Here is a 17,024-nt window from a genome sequence, read left to right as displayed (position 1 = left end):
TAAAACACCCATATTATAGTCTATTATGAAAAACTAGTGTTGCAGCTGATCATAGCGCATAATCATTTCCCAGACCTGTTGTGGTGTTTTACCGCTGGCATTAATTACCGGTGTATCAAGGGTCATATCCTGCATTCCCATTAAGTTCTGGTCACTGCCGGAGATAACTACCGCATCAGCCCGTCTACGATAGGATTCTTCCATATCAATTACCTGGCATCCCTGGGCGGTAAGAAAATCCTTTACAGGGCTAAGATTTCCTTCCACCGCTATAGTTTTAGCCACTTTTGTCACCTCCCAAACTATATCAACCTTATTATGCCTAAACATGAGGGCTTTATGCTCCATCCCCGTTATATCTCTAGTTTTTTAGTTATTAATTTGAGATTTATATATCACTACTTTGGTTTCTTATTCATACCTATATAAATAGCAGTACTAAGTACTGATAATTTTTTATTAAAACCACTATAGGTGGAGGTATATAAGGGATGGTGGAAATTAAATGGCTATTCATGATTGGCAGTGGAAAAATCCTTTGCCCCGGGGAAATACTTTAAAGACTGGATGCTATGGCAATGATCGGTATGTAGTAGTGGGCCAGTATGGAACCATAATGACCTCATTAGATGGTAGTGACTGGGAAACCATACTAACCGGCATCAGTAATTACCTTTTGGGAGTAACCTATGGGGATGGTAAATTTATATGTGTAGGCTCAGCCGGGCTTATTTTAACATCTCCCGATGCTCATGTATGGACAGTGGTTGATTCCGGGGAAGAAATCTGGATTGATTCGGTAGCCTATGGAAATGGGATGTTTGTGGCAGTAGGGCAGGGAGGAACCGTTTTGCGGTCCCCAGATGGTGAGACGTGGGAAAGTAAAAACATAGGGGATTTCTGGCTGGATGACATAACTTATGGGAATGGAATATTTGTTGCGGTAGGTATGAATGGAAGTATATTAACTTCACCAGATGGTTGGGAATGGTTAGCTCATGAATCTCCCACCTTAAACCGCTTAGAATCAGTTATCTATGGAAACGATTTATTTGTTACGGTAGGCCGCAACGGCGTTATATTAACCTCGGCTGATGGAGAACATTGGGAAAGCAGTAATTCAGATACTAAGGTCTGGTTGAAAGGAGTGGCTTTCGGAAATGGCACCTTTACTGCAGTAGGCGAAGATCAGAATAATTTTGGTGTAATACTCACTTCTGAGGACGGAGTCAGCTGGTCTGCAAACAGGTCGGAAAACTATAAGCTTTTAATGGGGGTAGTGTATGGTAATCAGGAATTTATTGCTGTAGGTCGGGGGGGTATAATCTACCAATCACTTAAAGAGCAGGAGTGGGTGTGCAAAACCAGCGGCACTTATGGGGAACTGTATGGTATTATTTGCGATGATAATATGTTCCTTTGTTTAGGAGAGGGAGGAACAATATTACGTTCGCTTAATGCTACTACCTGGACAGCGTGTAATTCAGACACCAATATATCATTATTTGGTATTACCCCTGCTATGGGGGGCTATATAGCAGTAGGGGATCAGGGAACTATTTTATTTTCGGCTGACGGGATTAATTGGGCTAGAAGAAAAATTTCGGTGACTAACCGCTTATTTGGGGTTGTTTATGGTAATAACCAGTTAGTAGTAGTAGGGGAAAAGGGCTTAATTTTGGTTTCTGCCGATGGTTTTGTTTGGAACCCGGTTAATTCAAAAACGAATGCTAATCTTTTAAATATAACTTATGGAAATGGACAGTTTACCATAGTTGGTGATGGAGGAACCATTCTATCTTCTGATGATGGCTTATCCTGGTATAAAGTAGAATCTGGTACAAATTGGCACATGATTCAAGGGGTGGCCTGTGGCCAGGGCTTATTCGTAGCTGTCGGCGATCACGGGTTAATATTAGTATCCCGAGATGGAAAGCAATGGGTGGACCATTCCATTACCACATCTCCGCCCTGGTTACAAAAAGTAATCTATAATGACACAGGTTTCCTGGCCTGCGGCAGCCCTGGGGTTGTCTTGCAGTCTACAGACGGACTAAAGTGGGGGGAGGTCCCAGTCCCCACTGAAAATTTTCTCTATGGAATAGCCAGTGGAAAAGAGGCAGTCGTAGTAGTAGGAGAATTAGGAACCATCTTGCATGCTAATCTCCGTTAGTTTTATTAGCCAATTCTTCTTCAAAGTTTTGGATCATTTTTTTTACCATCTGGCCGCCAATTATACCACCAATCTGTCCGGCTTGACTGGTTAACATATCACCATGATAACCATTGGTAATCTTAGAACCAGTTTCATCCAGGGCCTTTTTTCTTAGATAATCCATTACTGGTTGTGATTCCGGTACTAATAAACGGCTGTTTTTTGACATATAATCACCCCTTCAAGATATATTTAGTATAGTATGAGAAATTAAGCGGTGGTCAAACCTACAAAATATTGACATATTATAAAAGTAAATGGCCATAATCATTTCTAGTCAAAAATGTATCAATAATAATAAAAAAACAAGGGATTAAAATCATAAGTCCCTTGTTTTTTATTAAAAAGAAATTAAATTGTCTTAAACTTCAGTTATCTCGATTTTAAAACGTACTTCCGTATCATCTGAAAAACCGGTGTCCTTAAAAATACTTAACACATTATAAACCATACTGGCAGGTCCCTGGGTATCCAGGGAAAAGGAAAACTTACTCCGGTTATTTTGTTCTTCCGGTTCGGTTGTTATCTGATTCGGGGTATTATTTGCATTTTGTGTTTCAGTACTAGGGGATGAATTAGTTTTTCTAGCTCTTTTTCCCCGGGCTTTCATAGGCAGTCCAATTTCCCGTGCCATAGCATAATACTTAGATTTGGATATTCCCCAGGCACTGGCTATATCATTAACACTACGTTGGTTGCGAAGTTTTTGTAGGTATGTAAGCTTTTCCTCATTAGACAAATTATTAAAATCTGTAAACGAAAGCATGTTATTCCTCCTTTTTATTTACTATTTTGATAATGTCCTACCCATCTCTTTTTTATACATTTATTCAATAAATCTATTTCCTATGCAAAACAACTGTACTACATTTTACAATCCTGCTTATCCCATAGAGTAAACTTAATAACTTTTTACGATACTGTCTTTGTGATTGAGTTCATAGTGTTTTGCAAAAAGGTTCTCCATAGTAGCAAAATACCTATAAATATGAAATGAATTACTTATAATCAATGATAGTTAACGAAAATTGATTAAAACTACTACTAGTTTAGCGATTATGGCTTTTAAAAGCTAGTAATACTTAGTAGTTGGGCATGATTAAATAATATTCCGCTTTAAACTGTACTATGGATATAAAATATAAATTCTAATATTACTGTAAAATATCTTGTTCTTTAACGTATATTGTTTATAAGAAAGTCTATTGATAAAATCAAGTTAGGAGCTCTTAAATGCAAAGGTTGTGTAGAAGTTATTATTCCGGCAAATATAGGGGGTTATTTTATGAAAAGGCTTACTGATAACGTGTTATTGTTTGGCAATGGCAACTTCAACTATTATGTAGTCGGCAATAAGGAAGCTGCACTCATAGAATGTGGGATGAGTGCCGGTGTTTCTATATTTGCTAACCAGTGGTCCCAATTAAAAAACCCACCCGAGGTGAAATACATCCTGGCATTGCATTCGCATTTTGATCATGTGTGTGGTATACCCATGTTAAAAGAAATGTTTCCTGCTGCTCAGGTGCTGGCCAGCCTTCCTACTATGAATGTTCTTTCATTGGACAAAGTCTTGGGTGTAATGAAAAGAGCCGATAATATTGTTTCGGATGAATATGTTAAAGCCGGTCTCCTGGATGAAAAGCCTATTACGCTGGATACTAAAAATCTTACTGTTGATCGAGCTCTTCATGACGGTGAACATATTAATTTATCAGATGATTTAGAAATGACCATTCTGGAAACCCCCGGCCACAGTCCTTGTTCAATTGCAGTTTATCTAGAAAAGGATCAGGTAATGTTTGTTTCCGATGCAGCCGGTTACCGTTTATCAGAGGGTTTAATGTCTCCGGTATTCTTTCAGGATTATGATTTATATATAAATTCTATAAAAAAACTAATGGCCTATTCCACCAGTATACTAGGTGTCGGACACGGGAAAGTTCCCATAGGAACTAAAGAGGTAGATGCTTACTATCAGCAAAGCCTGGCAAACTGTTATGCAGTATTTGCGGATATAAAAGATAAACTTGAGTCGGGAATAGGTGAGGAAGCTATAGCTGAGCAATTATTTAATACCTTTATCAAGGAAGCCATGGCCTACTATCCCGCAGATATGATGTTAGGTTCTATGTATCAATTGATAAAAAATGTACGCTCTCGGATATAACTAAAGGTCGACCCAGGAAGAGGTCCTATTGCTTCTCACAGGTGTGATCTTGTTAAGAAGAAGCCCAGCAAAAGCAAAAGCTTCCTGGGTTGTTTCGTATAAAAGTAAAACCCTCAGGCTTTCCTTGCTTGAGGGTTTCCTAATTCCCGCTTTGCCGTCATTTATTTTTTAAAACCCACTTTATCATAAAGTGGGTGCCTGGCTAATAGCTTCTGTCGTCCTCCTTAACTAAGGCCTGACATGGACTAGTAGACCAAAGCTCCCTTGTTCAATTTGTAGGTTAAAATAAACAAGATCAACGAACATCGCAGGTTTGCCGCTTAAGTATTATATAACCGGTTAATCTTATTATCAATAGTTATTTTGTGGTAAGAGCTTTAGTCAACTATATTTCTTTTTCGCCGATATTATCCATCCCATATTCTCCAGTAGTAGATCAGTTTTAATTAACTATATTTCTTTTTTCCCCCCGGAGAAAAGCTTCAATATTAAGGTGAATTTCCTGTATAAGGGCCTTTCTGGCTTCCACGCTAGCCCAGGCAATATGGGGGGTAATTAAGAGACGATGGGGATGTTTTACCTGTAATAGGGGATTATCAGAATTAATTGGTTCATGCTCTAAAACATCCAAGCCTGCTCCGGCGATTAACTCCTGATTAAGGGCTTTAGCCAAGTCGGATTCATTGACTATACCGCCCCGGCCTAAATTTAGTAACAAGGCCTCCGGTTTTATCAGTTGTAACTTTTCATAATTGATAAGGTTAATTGTCTGGGAGTTTAACGGGGCGTGTATGGATATTATATCAGCATGTTTAAGCAGGTCAGCCAGATCCACTCTAGTATAGATCTTACTATTATTTTTCCCGGAAGTGGAATAATAAACTATCTGGCAACCAAAAGCTCGGGCTATTTCAGCTACAGCAGAACCAATAGTACCCAATCCTATAATTCCCCAGGTCTTGCCCCGCAGTTCGCAAAAGGGAAATTGCAGATGAGTGAAATTACTACCTTGTGCATATTGACCGGACTTAACATAATTATCATAATAGGGTAAAGATTCCAGTAAATAAAAGAGCATTGCAAAAGTGTGCTGGACCACACTATAGGTGGAATAACCTGCCACATTAGTTACGACAATATTTTGTTCCCGGGTGTAGTTTAAATCAACATTGTTAGTGCCGGTAGCAGATATACAGATTAGCTTAATATGGGGAGCAGCAGCCAGATTGGACTGGTTTAAAATTACTTTATTAGTTACAACAATATCCTGGTCTTTAATTCTTTCTACTACTTGGTCTGGTTCTGTATTCTGATAAATAGAGACCTGGCCTAGATGGTTAAAAATACTCAAATCGGCATCTTCACCCAAGGTGTTAGCGTCCAGAATACATAATTTTAGCACTCCTATCACTCCACTCTTTTATAATGTTGCTAGCTAGAGAAAACGAATTTTGGTGATATGACTTTACTATTATACTAGTCTAACCACTAATCGGGGCGGTATTTGTACTATATTATAGCACCAGATAAGAAACTTTCTATTTGACATAGCATGATAATAAGGTTATACTTTTCTTGCCTTGTTCTTAGGATGTGTCTCCTTTTTGGGGAACTGAGTCAAGAGTATTTCCAGAAGGGAGATGATTGAATGTTTGAAGATAAATATTTAGTATGCAAGGATTGTGGCAACGAATTTTTGTTCTCAGCATCAGAGCAAGAGTTTTATGCTGAAAAAGGCTTTGAGAACGAACCCGGCCGTTGCCCAGAATGCAGAAGGGCACGTAAACAACAGCGTAACGGTAATTCTCGTAGAGATGACCGTCCAATGTTCAAGACAGTATGCGCTGCTTGTGGGCAGGAAACTACTGTACCATTTGAGCCTACCGGTGATAGACCAGTTTATTGCCGGGATTGCTTCCAGGCTAGACGTAGCCGTAGTTACAGATAACGATAAAAGGGTTAGTAGTAATATACTAACCCTTTTTTTAGTTTGTATTGAATCGGTAGGGTAAAACTGCCCGATAGGATTATTAGCTTTCTGGTTCCACATCATTATTTACCTGGCTGTGGAAAATTTCTTCCAGGCTAAGTTCTTTCTCGCTGATACTTACCTGATTAAGTACTCTGGTTACACCCCGGGCCTGGGAGGCTGCTTCCTGAGCTGCCTCAATCTCAGCCGGATCATCAGTGTTTCCTTTTAAAACAACGTTACCGTGCCCGCCTCTACACTCAGCCCCAATATGATTAGTATTAACCCGCGGATCTTCTTCTAATTCTTCCCGGACCTCCATACCCGCATCTTTTCCATCAATTTCCCCATCAGTACTAATGGTAATACCGTTATTTACACCTTTTACTCCCATAACCCCACGCACTATTTGTGCAGCCCGTTTCTTTTCTTTCAAGGTGTCTACTATACCCTGTAAGTGAACGGTACCCTCTATAACTTCTACCTGTAGCTGGTACCCTTGAAGATCTTTGCTTTTTTCCAATAAAGATTGGATATGATTACGTAATTTATCATCTATATTATGGCTCATTTATTAGTTCCTCCTTGATGACTATATAGCTTATTGTTCCCCGAGTTATATAGAGAATACTGTCCACAAACTGGTTGTAATTTATCCAACCGGGCTAAATGGGATTAGTAAAAATTAGACTCTGTTTATAAAAAAAGATTAATGCTTCTGGATTAAATCCTGGGATCTAGGGTAAAAAATTTAATATAGTTTATTGACATATGCCCACATGCGGGAGTATTATGAAAACGGACATATGACCACATAAGGAGGTGTGAAAACTATGCCAGGATTAAATGGAAGGGGTCCTTTAAATGAAGGCCCTGGTAGCGGTAGAGGCAGAGGACGTTGCCGGAATATTTCGGGGCGAGGTAGATTTGATGGATTGGGACCAGGTCGATTCTGTGGTGTGAACGGCAGGGGTTTTGGTATTGGTTGGAAAGGTCAGACGGGAAATAACTGGGATCAGGCTGAAACTTACCGTCAATGGTTGCAAAGGGAACTAGATAACCTTAATACTATTGACAAATAAGAGAGTTTATGGAAAACCCAGGCGGTCTGATTTAGATCGCCTGGGCAATTTTAGCAGGGGCAGTTAGATTTTTGATTATGGTTACCGGAAGGGAGTATGAACCAAGATAGTGAAAAAAATAGCAGTTTGTGCAACTGGTGAAAATCCTGAATCTAAAGTAGATGGACGGTTTGGAAGATGTAATTATTTTATAATTAATCATTTTAACGGTGATCAATATACATCACTGGTGAATAGTGGTGTTAACGCTAATCAAGGTGCGGGTATTGGGACAGCCCAAACATTGGTTAAAGAAGGGGTCAATGTGGTGGTGACCAACCGCATAGGCCCTAAAGCTTTTAAGGTACTTAAAGCGGCAGGTATTAAAATGTACGCGGCAGAAGCAGACCAAACTGTTGCTATGGCAGTTAAAGAATACTACGAAGGTAAACTACCGGAAATTAACAGTCCTAACAATTAGATAAAGAGGTGTGTCAAATGTTAATAGCTATTCCTAAAGAAGGGGATATGGTTTGCCCCCATTTTGGGCACTGCGAGGAATTTGCCCTGTACGATACGGAAAAGAACCAGTGGAATTTTATTAAAAATCCTGAACATGTTCCCGGAATGCTGCCTGGATTTTTAAAAAAGCAAGGGGTACAGGTAGTTATTGCCGGTGGAATGGGAGGAAGAGCTCAGGAATTGTTTGAGCTGGAAGGCATTCAGACCTTGGTTGGTGCTAAAGGTGACTTCAAAAAAGTTATGGATAGCTTTCTTAAGGGCCAGCTGAAAAGTACCGGAGAGGTATGCTCAGAACATGCTCACGCTGGGGAATGTCATGGTTAAAAATATAATCTAGCTATAGAAATTAAACCCGGGCAACCCTACTTGTCCGGGTTTTTGAAAGGGGGAATAAAAGGTGCAAATAGCAGTAGCCAGCGGTAAGGGAGGCACTGGAAAAACATTAATAGCTACTTCCTTGGTTAGGGTCCTGGCTGATCAAAACCTGGTAATAATTGATGCCGATGTGGAGGAACCTAATGCAGGCTTATTTTTATCAGGAGAATTAGGGCAGGTACGGGCAGTTACCCGGCAGGTGCCGGTAGTAGATGAAAAGGCCTGCACTTTGTGTGGAAAGTGTGCCGAAGTCTGTAATTTTAACGCTCTGGTGGCATTACCCGAAAAAATAATGGTTTTAAGAGAAATGTGTCATTCCTGTGGAGCTTGTGCTTATTTGTGTCCGGAAAGGGCCATTAAAGAAGATGATTACCAGGTAGGGACCCTAGAAATCACCCGGCTTAACAGTAAAGGCAGGCTGGTTACAGGCCGGTTGTCTATTGGGGAAGCCATTAGTCTGCCGGTAATAAAAGCAGCCAAAAACGGTGCCGATGAATTTTCTTTGCAGATTATTGACTGTCCTCCCGGGACTACCTGCCCTATGATTGAAGCAGTGCGGGATAGTGATTTTTGCTTATTAATAACTGAGCCTACCCCTTTTGGAGTCCATGATTTGTCACTATCGTTTCAAGCCGTCCAGATGCTGGACATACCTGCCGCGGTGATTATTAACCGCTGGAATGGTGATGATGGTGGTATAGAAGTACTTTGCGAAGAAAACGGGTTTCCGATTATTGCTCGTATCCCCTTTAGTAGAGATCTGGCCAGGGCCTATGCCCGAGGAGTAGATCCTTTTATAGCTATGCCGGACTTTAAAAATAGTATTGAAACCATAGCCAGGTTTATTCCGGACTTATTAAGGAGTAACGATTATGAAAGAAATTTTGTTTATAAGCGGAAAAGGGGGAACCGGTAAAACCTCTCTGACAGCATCTTTTATTCACCTGGCGAAAAATTGTACTGCCTGTGATTATGATGTTGATGCTTCTAATCTTCCTATACTGCTAAAACCTAAGGAGGTACAGGCGCACTTCTTCAGCGGCGGAAAGAGCGCTATTCTGGACCGTGACAAATGTATACAGTGTGATTTATGTATAGATTTATGCCGTTTTGATGCTATTCATGATTATTCAATTAACCCGCTTTTTTGTGAGGGATGTGGCTTATGTTCACGAGTTTGTCCAGTTGAAGCTATAAATATGAAGCCTAATCCTTCCGGACGCTGGTTTGAGGGGGAAAGTGGTTCACATTTTGTTTATTATGCAAAGTTGAGGCCAGGGGAGGAAAACTCCGGTAAACTGGTAGCCCAGGTAAAAGCCGCCGCCCGCGCCAGAACCAAAGAAGCAGGTATTCCTTTGATAGTGGCTGATGGGCCACCGGGTATTGGTTGTCCGGTAATATCGTCACTAGTTGAAGTTGACCTGGTAGTATTAGTAGCTGAACCTAGCTTATCAGGATTTCATGATTTACAAAGGATTCATCACTTAGTCCGCTCCCGTGGCATTAGGGAAATACTGATTATCAATAAGTGGGATATTAACCCAAAGAAGGTAAAGCAGATAGAAAAGTGGGCTGTAGCAGAGGAGGTACCCTGTGTAGGTAAAATTCCATTTGATGCGGAAATAGCCAGTTGTATTGCTAATACTGATAATCCCGCTGCTAATCCTCGTATTAAGGCATATTTAGAGCCGATTTGGGAACAAATTACTGCCCAGTTAATGTTACAATCCTTACCAAAATCAATAAAGATAAAGGATTTATAAAATAAACACGGTGGATTTATCAGTACAAGAGAGCTCGCTTATCGGCGGGTTCTTTATTTTTTTGGATTATATTATTACAGGCGATTGGTAATAGGCGCTAACGCCACTCTTCGATCCAAAAATAATCGACCATATCGGTGCCAAAATTACTGGATTCCTCAACAGTATAGTTACTGGTAGTTCCATGGAAAACATCTATCCAATAGGGATAATCAGGCCATAAACGATAATTTATATCACCGGTATCGGTAACTTTAAAAGCATAATATTGGTTACCTTGAATAACCAGAGGTTTTTTTAGATGTATAACGGTGCCGAAAGGAATAATGGGTTGGAGGGGATCTCCTCCGTATTTTACAGGTACCCGGGGGTGAACTGCCACCGAACCAATGGAGTAATGCTGGCCGCTAGAAGAGACAGGTCCATAAGCCGGTGCCGTATAAGCAGTCGCCTTTTGATTCTGTACTGAAAAAACAATATACCATTGGGGCTCTTTTACCGGTTTAGTATCTTCCGGTTTACGGGATGGAAATGGGTAATAAAGAGAAAAAATTACTAGTCCCAGCATTAATATGAGTGCTACAATGGCGATGATAGGCAGCTTTATCTGCAATTGCTTCATAAATATTCCCCCTTTAGTTAAATTTTATAATCGGTGTTCCGAATTTTAGTCTTATAAAAAGCATATTTGTATTAGATCGTTTATAAAATTGGAACCGGGTTAGTTAATGTTTATATTTAATATTTCCCGATCGGGGGGTTTTAAGTTTATATAATGACCAATGTATAATTAAAAGTTATACATAAAGATACCGGTTATTATGCTATAATAAAATGAATAAAATATTGGGGGATTATAGTTTGCCAACGGAAAATGCAGGTGTTAATGAGCGTTTATTTAAGTATATAAGTGATACTATAGCCATTACTCCCTTTTATCAGCTTTTGACTATTCATTTGCAAAAATTGGCACCCGGCTATGCGGAGGTGTGGGTGACCCCGGTAAGGGAACACACTAATCCTTTGGGACTTATCCACGGTGGCTTAATTATGGCCTTGGCAGATGCAGCCATGGGTAATGCTATTCGAACCCTGGGTATAAATGGGGTTACTGTAGATTGTTCTACATCCTTTTTATCGGCGGCATCACCTGGAAGAGCATTAACCGCTCAGGGATCGGTCATTAAAGCAGGAAACAAAATGATATTTACCCGGGCTCAGGTAGTTGATCAGGAAAAAGTAATTGCCGAAGTTAAGGGGACTTTTTTTAATACCGGTATTATTGAATTGTAAGGGGTTTTAGGGGATGGAAAAAGGTCTTTTTAAATTAGATAATTTTTGCGTTTTTACCTTTGCTACCACTTCTTATGCCCTAAAGGCAGAAAAAATATTGAAATCTTTACAGGCGGATTTTATGGTAATTCCTACTTTAAGAGAAATATCATCCAGTTGTGGTTTGTCGGTAAAACTGCGGCCGGAACATTTAGCACAGTATGCTTATGATTTGAGCAGCCACAATGTTGTTATTGAAGGTGTTTACGAGGTGGAAAAAGTCGGACATAAGAATCATGTTCAAAAAATTGATCTGCATTAGAAAGGTTCTAACCTGTAAAATCTACTGCCCTATAACCGGGCAGTTTTTTTATGGCTATTTCAATTATAATAGACAAAGAAAAACAGGTACATTACAGAGGTGCTTTATGCTGGAATTTAACCGTGAAAATGTGATGAAACACTTTGCCCCGGGGGGAAAAATAGGGGAAATAGTTTCTGGTTATCGTTACCGGGAAGAACAGGCTAATTTGGCCGGCGAAGTGGCAGATGCTTTTATTGATAAAGAGTTTTTAGTGGCTGAAGTTGGTACCGGAGTAGGTAAAACTTTTGCCTATCTCCTTCCAGCTGTATTATGGGCGGTTCAGGAAGGAGAAAAGGTGGTAGTATCCACCAGAACCAGGGCTCTGCAACAGCAGATTGTGGATAAAGATATACCTGATCTCCAGCAGATTGTTCCGCAGCGTTTCCAATGTGTACAAGCCAAAGGACGGGAAAATTACCTGTGCTGGAACAAATATATGAGTATCCTGGGGGGACGCAAAAAGCTGGAACCCGATGAACAGAATTTTATTGAAGCCATACTTGCCTGGGCGGAAAAAACCAAGACTGGCGATCGCAGTGAACTTAGTTTATCTAGTAACTTAATGAAAAACTGGCCCATTCTTGCGGCTGACCGGCACAGCTGCCGTAAGGAACTCTGCCGCTATCATGAAAAATGTTTTCGCCTTAAGATGATGAAGAATTTGCAGAAGGCAGATGTCATAGTTACTAACCATGCCCTCTTGTTATCAGACCTGGTCATGGATCACCAGATACTTCCCGAATATCATTACCTGGTGGTTGATGAGGCCCATACCTTTGATCGGGAATCCTTTGATAAACTATCTAATCGCTTCAACTATCATGAAGTTATGGATACGCTGCGCTTTTTGCACAGTCGTGATGCCCGCTATGACCGGGGCTATTTACAGCTATTACGGGGAAGATATACCCAGTTACAGGAGCAAATTAATGAGATCAGGCAGTTAGTGGAACGTATGGCTGGGCTCACCCAGGAAGTCTTTCAAGTAGTGGGAGATTTGACACCGGTTGAACAGGATTTTGCCCGGGTATTGAAAACAGAAGAACTGCAGGAGGACTGGTTCAACCGGCTGGTGGAGGTATACCTTGACTGGCAGGCCAGTACCCATAATCTTATTAGTAAACTCACCGACCTCAGAGATGAATTAAAAGGAGAAGAGGAAGAAGCGGAACTTAATTCTGTGTTACTTTCGTTAAGAGATGTATCTGATCGGGCTTTTATGGTACTGGAGGAAGATGCGGTGCGAGATGACCGCATTCTTTGGATTGAATATGAACATGGAAAGTCTATCACTGTAGCTTCGTCCATGATACAGATTGGAGAATTACTGGCCGATGGGCTTTTTAGTAACCTGGATAGCCTGGTAATGGTTTCGGCTACTCTGGCTATAGAGAAAGATTTTAATTTTTTTCTGCAACGTATTGGTCTGGGGGATCAATCTGAACGAGTCAACACTTTATTAGAAAATTCTCCATTTGCCTATGAAAAACAGGCGCATCTTTTTACGGTAACAGATATCTGTGATCCCTTTGCGCCGAATGTTAACCAGGAAGTAAGTAGTATTCTGCTTGAATTGATGGCAGCAGTTCATGGTCGAGCTTTAGTACTATTTACTTCTCGCCGACAGTTAAAGAGTGTAGCCGGAGCTATCCGGCCAGTTTGCGGACAAATGGGAGTAGAACTGTTAGTGCAAAATGAGGATGGGGATTTTGGAACCCTGATGCAGAGGTTTACTACTTCACCTTGTAGCTGGTTAATGGGAGTAGAAACTTTTTGGGAGGGGATTGACCTCAAAGGGGATCTGCTTACCTGTGTGGTCGTAGTACGGCTTCCATTTCGTCCTCCTTCTGAACCATATAGTAGTGCATCTGACCGAAGCTGTCGGTTGAAAAGACAGAACAGTTTTATATCCTTCATGTTGCCGGATGCGGCAGTCCGTTTTAAACAAGGTGTTGGTCGCCTGATAAGAAGCGAAAATGATCGTGGAATTATAGTTGTTCTTGATAACCGCCTACAAGGCAAACCTTATGGAAGGGTTTTCAAGAATAGTATTCCTATCAAAAATATAAGTAGTATAAAAAAAGCCGAACTAGCCAGGGAGGTTAAAAAATGGTTTGGCAATTATGAAGATTTTAGGTAACCTTTTTATCTGTTTACTCATAATATAAGATTAAAGTTTGATTGATCTGAAGGGGGAATACAGGTGAAAGTTATCTATGTTCGCATTCCCGGGTTCTTAAGGAACTTGCTCTTTAAGATATCAGGGAAAAGTGAAACCGAAAAGTAACATCATTACAATGGGAATCCTGTGGTAGGACATTAATAATTATGCCAGGGAGGTAAGGCCTGATGCCCAGTATAAGATTGATAGTGGGAATAGGTCTGGTGTGCCTGGGGTTGGTCTTGCTATACCTGAATTAGATGTCTAATTAAGAAATCTATAATTAAAAAAGTTGAACATAAATTTAGAGCCGTAATCTTTAGCCAGGTACGGCTCTTACAATATCTGTTCCCCCCCGGCAAAAATACTGCAGCATTTAGGGGGTTAAGTTTCGCTTAGGCCAATGCCCAGAATACCGCCTAAAGCCCCTGATATAACACATATTATCATGGTGAATAAAAAGTTCTTAAAGCTAATGGAAGAATTAAATGCCAGGCTGGCAATAAGCATTAAAATAAAAAATATAATTCCCATACTAATACCTCTGACCAGTCCTTTGCTTCCATAATTCCTGCTAACATAACACCCTGCCCAAAAAACGCTGATAATAAGGATGATTTTACCTAGTGAGGGAAGTAAAGTTTCCTGTAACCCGGAGTAGTAAACAACAATGCCAGATACCAGGCATAGCAGGACGGAAATAATGAGAGCTTTTCCTATAGCTTTAATTTCGATGGGCATAAATTTTACACCTCCTTACATGAAAATTATGAGGACCGGGTGGCATTTATGACTAGTTTAGCATTGACAGTATACTGGTCAGTTTTTTAATTTAAAATATCACCTAATATACCTAATATAGGAAACGGTAATTTATTGACCTAGTGTGACATATATATACCAGTAACTAAATACTGGCTCTAACTGGGATAATCATGCATTATTGACAACCATTAGCAAGTGGAGTATCCTGTATGCAAAGGGCGCCCCGTTCGTATAGGACGGGGTGCCCACAGGCTTTTTCTGAATTTACTACCATTTAATTACTTTTAGAAGGGTTTAGAAAGGGAGTGTTGGGGTGCAAGGTAATATTTTGTCAATGGGTATTATTAATTATATGAATACTCACTTGGAAGAGGTTAAAGAAAACCGGACCAGGATTATAGACGAAACATTTCCGCAGATTTGTAACGGCCGGGCGGAACTGGAAAATCTTTTGGAGCGTTACGTTACTGCTCTTGAACAAGCCCTAGCAGAAGCTCAAACTGAGAAAGGGATTCAGGATGAACTGCCTTTTGTAATGATTGGCAGCCGGGTCAAAGTAGAAAACTCCGCGAACAATAAAAAACTTGAATTTCTTATTTGCGAATCAATTACTAAAGATAGCAAAGAGTCCGGTGCTACTGCTATATCGTATCTGTCGCCGATGGGTAAGGCACTAATCTTGAAGAAATTAGGAGAGCAGGCTACAGTAAAGGCTCCTGGAGGGGTCTTTAATTATACGGTATGCTCAATTCAACCTTGTTTAATGCCAGCTGCCACCAAAGTCTAAAAAGCTAAATAATAAAATATAAATCGCCTAGGAAAATATAAAATCCAAACCTAAAATTCCCTGGTAAGGCATAGGTATGAATTAAATGCCAGGAAACGGGGAATAAAGGTATGGTTAACCTTGTAATAGTTAGCATAGCTGCCGGGGCCTGTACGGCTTTGGGAGCTGTATTATTATTTATTAAAAAAAGGTGGAGCAATGCTAGCTTGGCGGTTTTTCTGGGTATGGCTTCCGGAGTTATGGTGGCCGTGGTCATTTTTGATATGCTTCCTTCTGCTTTGGTTTATGGCGGGATAAAACCAGTGCTAGAAGGAGTTTTTTTGGGGATAGCTATACTGTTTATTTTGGGATATTGTTTATTTAACCGGGAGTCAGAAGAAAAAGATAGCCTGATTAGCCTGGGATATTTGATTATGCTAGGAATTGCTATGCACGATCTTCCTGAAGGTATGGCTATTGCCCTGGGACATGAGATGAAGGCCCGTACTGGGATGGTGATTGCATTGGGAATCGCCATACATAATATTCCCGAGGGGATGGCTATTGCTGCCCCATTGCTTATGGCCGGAATGCGCCGATATAAAATATTGTCACAAATGCTATTGCTAGCATTGATTACCCCTTTAGGGACTATTCTGGGCAGTATCATCACGTTTATTTTACCCCAGCTTTTACCCCTGTTATTGGGGTTTGCTTCTGGCATCATGCTTTATCTGGTTTTTTTCCAGCTATGGCCCCAAGCCGGGATAAAAGGCAGGCAGCCCCGATGGTATGGCTTTTGGTTAGGGATGGCTATTATATTTATAGCCACCTTCCTGTAAAAACGCATAAAAGTTAAGTTAAAACCTGACAATAAGCCAAAAAGCAGAGGGGAAAAAGCGAATATGAATTGGTTATACGTGGGAATTGCTGCTTTATCTGGTGCGGCCATGGCTTTACAAGGTACTTTCAATGCGGCTCTAGGCAAAATTTTAGGGGTATGGGAATCAACCCTGATGGTACACATTATTGGAACTATCACAGTTGTGGTCATCATACTTACAATTGGGGTAGGGTTTGGGGGATTGGCGAAACTGGGACAGGTTCCCTGGTACTCACTGCTGGGTGGTATTTTGAACGTAATTATCATTTATGCTGTCAGTCGTTCTATACCCCAGATTGGGGTGGGAAATGCTACCACGGCAATTATAGTAGCCCAGGTATCTACCGCTTTCCTAATTGATTCACTAGGTGCTTTTGGCATGAAAAAGATCGAATTTCAGTACTTGGATATACTGGGAATAGCACTACTGGCTGTGGGGGCACGTATTCTTTTATTAGACTAAAAAACCTGCCCTGGGCAGGTTCTTAAAATATCAAGGGCAGGTTAATAACGATGATAACCAGGGCAATAATAGTGAAAAAAATTCCCAACAAAGCACTCCAAAGTGCCCCAGGATATAGCTTAAGAGCCAGATCTAGGTAATAGCTGACCAGGTCCTCTTCCTTCGTTTTGCTCAAGTTGCAGTCAGCCTTACGATAGGCCCAATAGGCATAAAATATTAAAATCACTCCTACGCTCAAAAAAACTAAACCTGTCTTCATGAAGCCTCCTCGCCCA

Annotated in this window: 22 protein-coding genes and 1 other RNA gene; 14 read left to right on the top strand and 9 right to left on the bottom strand. The window is 40.5% G+C overall.

Going from position 1 to position 17,024, the window contains the following annotated elements:
- Positions 1-33: 33 nt before the first annotated feature.
- On the bottom strand, positions 34-285 hold the full coding sequence (locus ACZ5Q0_RS00350; RefSeq protein ID WP_446820108.1) for a YkuS family protein: 252 nt from the start codon (positions 283-285) through the stop codon (positions 34-36).
- Positions 286-505: 220 nt separating this feature from the next.
- Between ACZ5Q0_RS00350 and ACZ5Q0_RS00345 the strand changes: the two genes are divergently transcribed.
- On the top strand, positions 506-2,173 hold the full coding sequence (locus ACZ5Q0_RS00345; RefSeq protein WP_446820109.1) for a WD40/YVTN/BNR-like repeat-containing protein: 1,668 nt from the start codon (positions 506-508) through the stop codon (positions 2,171-2,173).
- Here ACZ5Q0_RS00345 and ACZ5Q0_RS00340 read toward each other — a convergent pair.
- Together ACZ5Q0_RS00340 and ACZ5Q0_RS00335 are read right to left on the bottom strand one after the other, a co-directional pair.
- A complete protein-coding gene (locus ACZ5Q0_RS00340) occupies positions 2,160-2,384 on the bottom strand; it encodes a small, acid-soluble spore protein, alpha/beta type (protein WP_446820110.1) in 225 nt (74 codons plus the stop codon). The two genes, ACZ5Q0_RS00345 and ACZ5Q0_RS00340, sit on opposite strands and share 14 nt — an antisense overlap.
- 192 nt (positions 2,385-2,576) lie before the next feature.
- Positions 2,577-2,981, bottom strand: a complete 405-nt coding sequence (locus ACZ5Q0_RS00335; RefSeq protein WP_446820111.1) for a hypothetical protein — start codon at positions 2,979-2,981, stop codon at positions 2,577-2,579.
- 519 nt (positions 2,982-3,500) lie between these two features.
- Here ACZ5Q0_RS00335 and ACZ5Q0_RS00330 point away from each other — a divergent pair.
- Positions 3,501-4,385, top strand: a complete 885-nt coding sequence (locus tag ACZ5Q0_RS00330; RefSeq protein ID WP_446820112.1) for an MBL fold metallo-hydrolase — start codon at positions 3,501-3,503, stop codon at positions 4,383-4,385.
- A gap of 139 nt (positions 4,386-4,524) precedes the next feature.
- Here ACZ5Q0_RS00330 and ssrS read toward each other — a convergent pair.
- Together ssrS and ACZ5Q0_RS00320 are read right to left on the bottom strand one after the other, a co-directional pair.
- A non-coding RNA gene (gene ssrS / locus ACZ5Q0_RS00325) (6S RNA) lies at positions 4,525-4,702 on the bottom strand.
- Positions 4,703-4,827: 125 nt separating this feature from the next.
- Positions 4,828-5,787 carry a D-2-hydroxyacid dehydrogenase gene (locus ACZ5Q0_RS00320; protein ID WP_446820113.1) on the bottom strand — a complete coding sequence of 320 codons (960 nt, stop codon included), beginning with the start codon at positions 5,785-5,787 and terminating at the stop codon, positions 4,828-4,830.
- A 246-nt stretch (positions 5,788-6,033) separates the two neighbouring features.
- Between ACZ5Q0_RS00320 and ACZ5Q0_RS00315 the strand changes: the two genes are divergently transcribed.
- A complete protein-coding gene (locus ACZ5Q0_RS00315; protein ID WP_446820115.1) occupies positions 6,034-6,333 on the top strand; it encodes a zinc-ribbon domain containing protein in 300 nt (99 codons plus the stop codon).
- A gap of 82 nt (positions 6,334-6,415) precedes the next feature.
- Here the strand turns inward: ACZ5Q0_RS00315 and ACZ5Q0_RS00310 are convergent, their stop codons facing one another.
- Positions 6,416-6,925: a BON domain-containing protein gene (locus ACZ5Q0_RS00310; RefSeq protein WP_446820116.1), complete on the bottom strand. Its 510-nt coding sequence runs from the start codon at positions 6,923-6,925 to the stop codon at positions 6,416-6,418.
- Positions 6,926-7,187: 262 nt separating this feature from the next.
- Here ACZ5Q0_RS00310 and ACZ5Q0_RS00305 point away from each other — a divergent pair, with 262 nt between their 5' ends.
- The 5 genes from ACZ5Q0_RS00305 (at position 7,188) to ACZ5Q0_RS00285 (ending at position 10,075) form a co-directional block, all read left to right on the top strand.
- Positions 7,188-7,436, top strand: coding sequence for a DUF5320 family protein (locus ACZ5Q0_RS00305; protein WP_446820117.1), 249 nt, complete (start codon positions 7,188-7,190; stop codon positions 7,434-7,436).
- Positions 7,437-7,545: 109 nt separating this feature from the next.
- On the top strand, positions 7,546-7,896 hold the full coding sequence (locus tag ACZ5Q0_RS00300; protein WP_446820118.1) for a NifB/NifX family molybdenum-iron cluster-binding protein: 351 nt from the start codon (positions 7,546-7,548) through the stop codon (positions 7,894-7,896).
- A gap of 17 nt (positions 7,897-7,913) precedes the next feature.
- On the top strand, positions 7,914-8,261 hold the full coding sequence (locus ACZ5Q0_RS00295; RefSeq protein WP_446820119.1) for a NifB/NifX family molybdenum-iron cluster-binding protein: 348 nt from the start codon (positions 7,914-7,916) through the stop codon (positions 8,259-8,261).
- 73 nt (positions 8,262-8,334) lie between these two features.
- Positions 8,335-9,228 carry a nucleotide-binding protein gene (locus tag ACZ5Q0_RS00290; protein ID WP_446820120.1) on the top strand — a complete coding sequence of 298 codons (894 nt, stop codon included), beginning with the start codon at positions 8,335-8,337 and terminating at the stop codon, positions 9,226-9,228.
- Positions 9,185-10,075 (top strand): 4Fe-4S binding protein, encoded by an 891-nt coding sequence (locus ACZ5Q0_RS00285; protein ID WP_446820121.1) that lies wholly within the window; start codon positions 9,185-9,187, stop codon positions 10,073-10,075. Before ACZ5Q0_RS00290 ends, ACZ5Q0_RS00285 begins: the two co-directional genes overlap by 44 nt.
- A gap of 97 nt (positions 10,076-10,172) precedes the next feature.
- On the opposite strand, the gene ACZ5Q0_RS00280 is transcribed toward ACZ5Q0_RS00285, so the two are convergent.
- Positions 10,173-10,697, bottom strand: a complete 525-nt coding sequence (locus ACZ5Q0_RS00280; RefSeq protein ID WP_446820122.1) for a hypothetical protein — start codon at positions 10,695-10,697, stop codon at positions 10,173-10,175.
- Between the two features lie 212 nt (positions 10,698-10,909).
- Here ACZ5Q0_RS00280 and ACZ5Q0_RS00275 point away from each other — a divergent pair, with 212 nt between their 5' ends.
- From ACZ5Q0_RS00275 to ACZ5Q0_RS00265, 3 genes are all read left to right on the top strand, one after another.
- Positions 10,910-11,368, top strand: coding sequence for a PaaI family thioesterase (locus tag ACZ5Q0_RS00275; RefSeq protein WP_464827181.1), 459 nt, complete (start codon positions 10,910-10,912; stop codon positions 11,366-11,368).
- Between the two features lie 13 nt (positions 11,369-11,381).
- The gene (locus ACZ5Q0_RS00270) at positions 11,382-11,669 is read left to right on the top strand and encodes a putative Se/S carrier protein (RefSeq protein WP_446820125.1); all 288 of its coding nucleotides are present in this window, start codon (positions 11,382-11,384) and stop codon (positions 11,667-11,669) included.
- A gap of 106 nt (positions 11,670-11,775) precedes the next feature.
- Positions 11,776-13,851 carry an ATP-dependent DNA helicase gene (locus ACZ5Q0_RS00265; RefSeq protein ID WP_446820126.1) on the top strand — a complete coding sequence of 692 codons (2,076 nt, stop codon included), beginning with the start codon at positions 11,776-11,778 and terminating at the stop codon, positions 13,849-13,851.
- Between the two features lie 405 nt (positions 13,852-14,256).
- Here ACZ5Q0_RS00265 and ACZ5Q0_RS00260 read toward each other — a convergent pair whose 3' ends face one another.
- Entirely contained in the window at positions 14,257-14,613 is a 357-nt protein-coding gene (locus ACZ5Q0_RS00260) for a TIGR04086 family membrane protein (RefSeq protein ID WP_446820127.1), read from the bottom strand.
- 337 nt (positions 14,614-14,950) lie between these two features.
- Here ACZ5Q0_RS00260 and ACZ5Q0_RS00255 point away from each other — a divergent pair, with 337 nt between their 5' ends.
- The 3 genes from ACZ5Q0_RS00255 to ACZ5Q0_RS00245 all read left to right on the top strand — a co-directional run bounded on the left by ACZ5Q0_RS00255 (position 14,951) and on the right by ACZ5Q0_RS00245 (position 16,749).
- Positions 14,951-15,424 (top strand): GreA/GreB family elongation factor, encoded by a 474-nt coding sequence (locus ACZ5Q0_RS00255; protein WP_446820128.1) that lies wholly within the window; start codon positions 14,951-14,953, stop codon positions 15,422-15,424.
- Between the two features lie 110 nt (positions 15,425-15,534).
- A complete protein-coding gene (locus ACZ5Q0_RS00250) occupies positions 15,535-16,245 on the top strand; it encodes a ZIP family metal transporter (protein ID WP_464827180.1) in 711 nt (236 codons plus the stop codon).
- A 63-nt stretch (positions 16,246-16,308) separates the two neighbouring features.
- Positions 16,309-16,749 carry a DMT family transporter gene (locus ACZ5Q0_RS00245; RefSeq protein WP_446820131.1) on the top strand — a complete coding sequence of 147 codons (441 nt, stop codon included), beginning with the start codon at positions 16,309-16,311 and terminating at the stop codon, positions 16,747-16,749.
- A 22-nt stretch (positions 16,750-16,771) separates the two neighbouring features.
- Here ACZ5Q0_RS00245 and ACZ5Q0_RS00240 read toward each other — a convergent pair whose 3' ends face one another.
- Positions 16,772-17,008, bottom strand: coding sequence for a hypothetical protein (locus ACZ5Q0_RS00240; RefSeq protein WP_446820132.1), 237 nt, complete (start codon positions 17,006-17,008; stop codon positions 16,772-16,774).
- Between the last annotated feature and the right edge of the window lie 16 nt (positions 17,009-17,024).

The organism is Syntrophomonas erecta subsp. sporosyntropha, assembly GCF_055395365.1.
Note: the sequence above shows the minus strand (reverse complement) of the source record. Positions and strands in the feature narration are given on the sequence as shown.

Excerpts from the sequence above, each read along its gene's own strand:
- ACZ5Q0_RS00240 (WP_446820132.1), bottom strand. The coding sequence starts at position 17,008 with ATGAAGACAGGTTTAGTTTTTTTGAGCGTAGGAGTGATTTTAATATTT.
- ACZ5Q0_RS00280 (WP_446820122.1), bottom strand. The coding sequence starts at position 10,697 with ATGAAGCAATTGCAGATAAAGCTGCCTATCATCGCCATTGTAGCACTC.
- ACZ5Q0_RS00345 (WP_446820109.1), top strand. The coding sequence starts at position 506 with ATGGCTATTCATGATTGGCAGTGGAAAAATCCTTTGCCCCGGGGAAAT.
- ACZ5Q0_RS00310 (WP_446820116.1), bottom strand. The coding sequence starts at position 6,925 with ATGAGCCATAATATAGATGATAAATTACGTAATCATATCCAATCTTTA.
- ACZ5Q0_RS00315 (WP_446820115.1), top strand. The coding sequence starts at position 6,034 with ATGTTTGAAGATAAATATTTAGTATGCAAGGATTGTGGCAACGAATTT.
- ACZ5Q0_RS00270 (WP_446820125.1), top strand. The coding sequence starts at position 11,382 with ATGGAAAAAGGTCTTTTTAAATTAGATAATTTTTGCGTTTTTACCTTT.
- ACZ5Q0_RS00295 (WP_446820119.1), top strand. The coding sequence starts at position 7,914 with ATGTTAATAGCTATTCCTAAAGAAGGGGATATGGTTTGCCCCCATTTT.
- ACZ5Q0_RS00275 (WP_464827181.1), top strand. The coding sequence starts at position 10,910 with ATGAATAAAATATTGGGGGATTATAGTTTGCCAACGGAAAATGCAGGT.
- ACZ5Q0_RS00250 (WP_464827180.1), top strand. The coding sequence starts at position 15,535 with ATGGTTAACCTTGTAATAGTTAGCATAGCTGCCGGGGCCTGTACGGCT.
- ACZ5Q0_RS00285 (WP_446820121.1), top strand. The coding sequence starts at position 9,185 with ATGAAAGAAATTTTGTTTATAAGCGGAAAAGGGGGAACCGGTAAAACC.
- ACZ5Q0_RS00305 (WP_446820117.1), top strand. The coding sequence starts at position 7,188 with ATGCCAGGATTAAATGGAAGGGGTCCTTTAAATGAAGGCCCTGGTAGC.
- ACZ5Q0_RS00340 (WP_446820110.1), bottom strand. The coding sequence starts at position 2,384 with ATGTCAAAAAACAGCCGTTTATTAGTACCGGAATCACAACCAGTAATG.
- ACZ5Q0_RS00245 (WP_446820131.1), top strand. The coding sequence starts at position 16,309 with ATGAATTGGTTATACGTGGGAATTGCTGCTTTATCTGGTGCGGCCATG.
- ACZ5Q0_RS00260 (WP_446820127.1), bottom strand. The coding sequence starts at position 14,613 with ATGCCCATCGAAATTAAAGCTATAGGAAAAGCTCTCATTATTTCCGTC.
- ACZ5Q0_RS00335 (WP_446820111.1), bottom strand. The coding sequence starts at position 2,981 with ATGCTTTCGTTTACAGATTTTAATAATTTGTCTAATGAGGAAAAGCTT.
- ACZ5Q0_RS00265 (WP_446820126.1), top strand. The coding sequence starts at position 11,776 with ATGCTGGAATTTAACCGTGAAAATGTGATGAAACACTTTGCCCCGGGG.
- ACZ5Q0_RS00330 (WP_446820112.1), top strand. The coding sequence starts at position 3,501 with ATGAAAAGGCTTACTGATAACGTGTTATTGTTTGGCAATGGCAACTTC.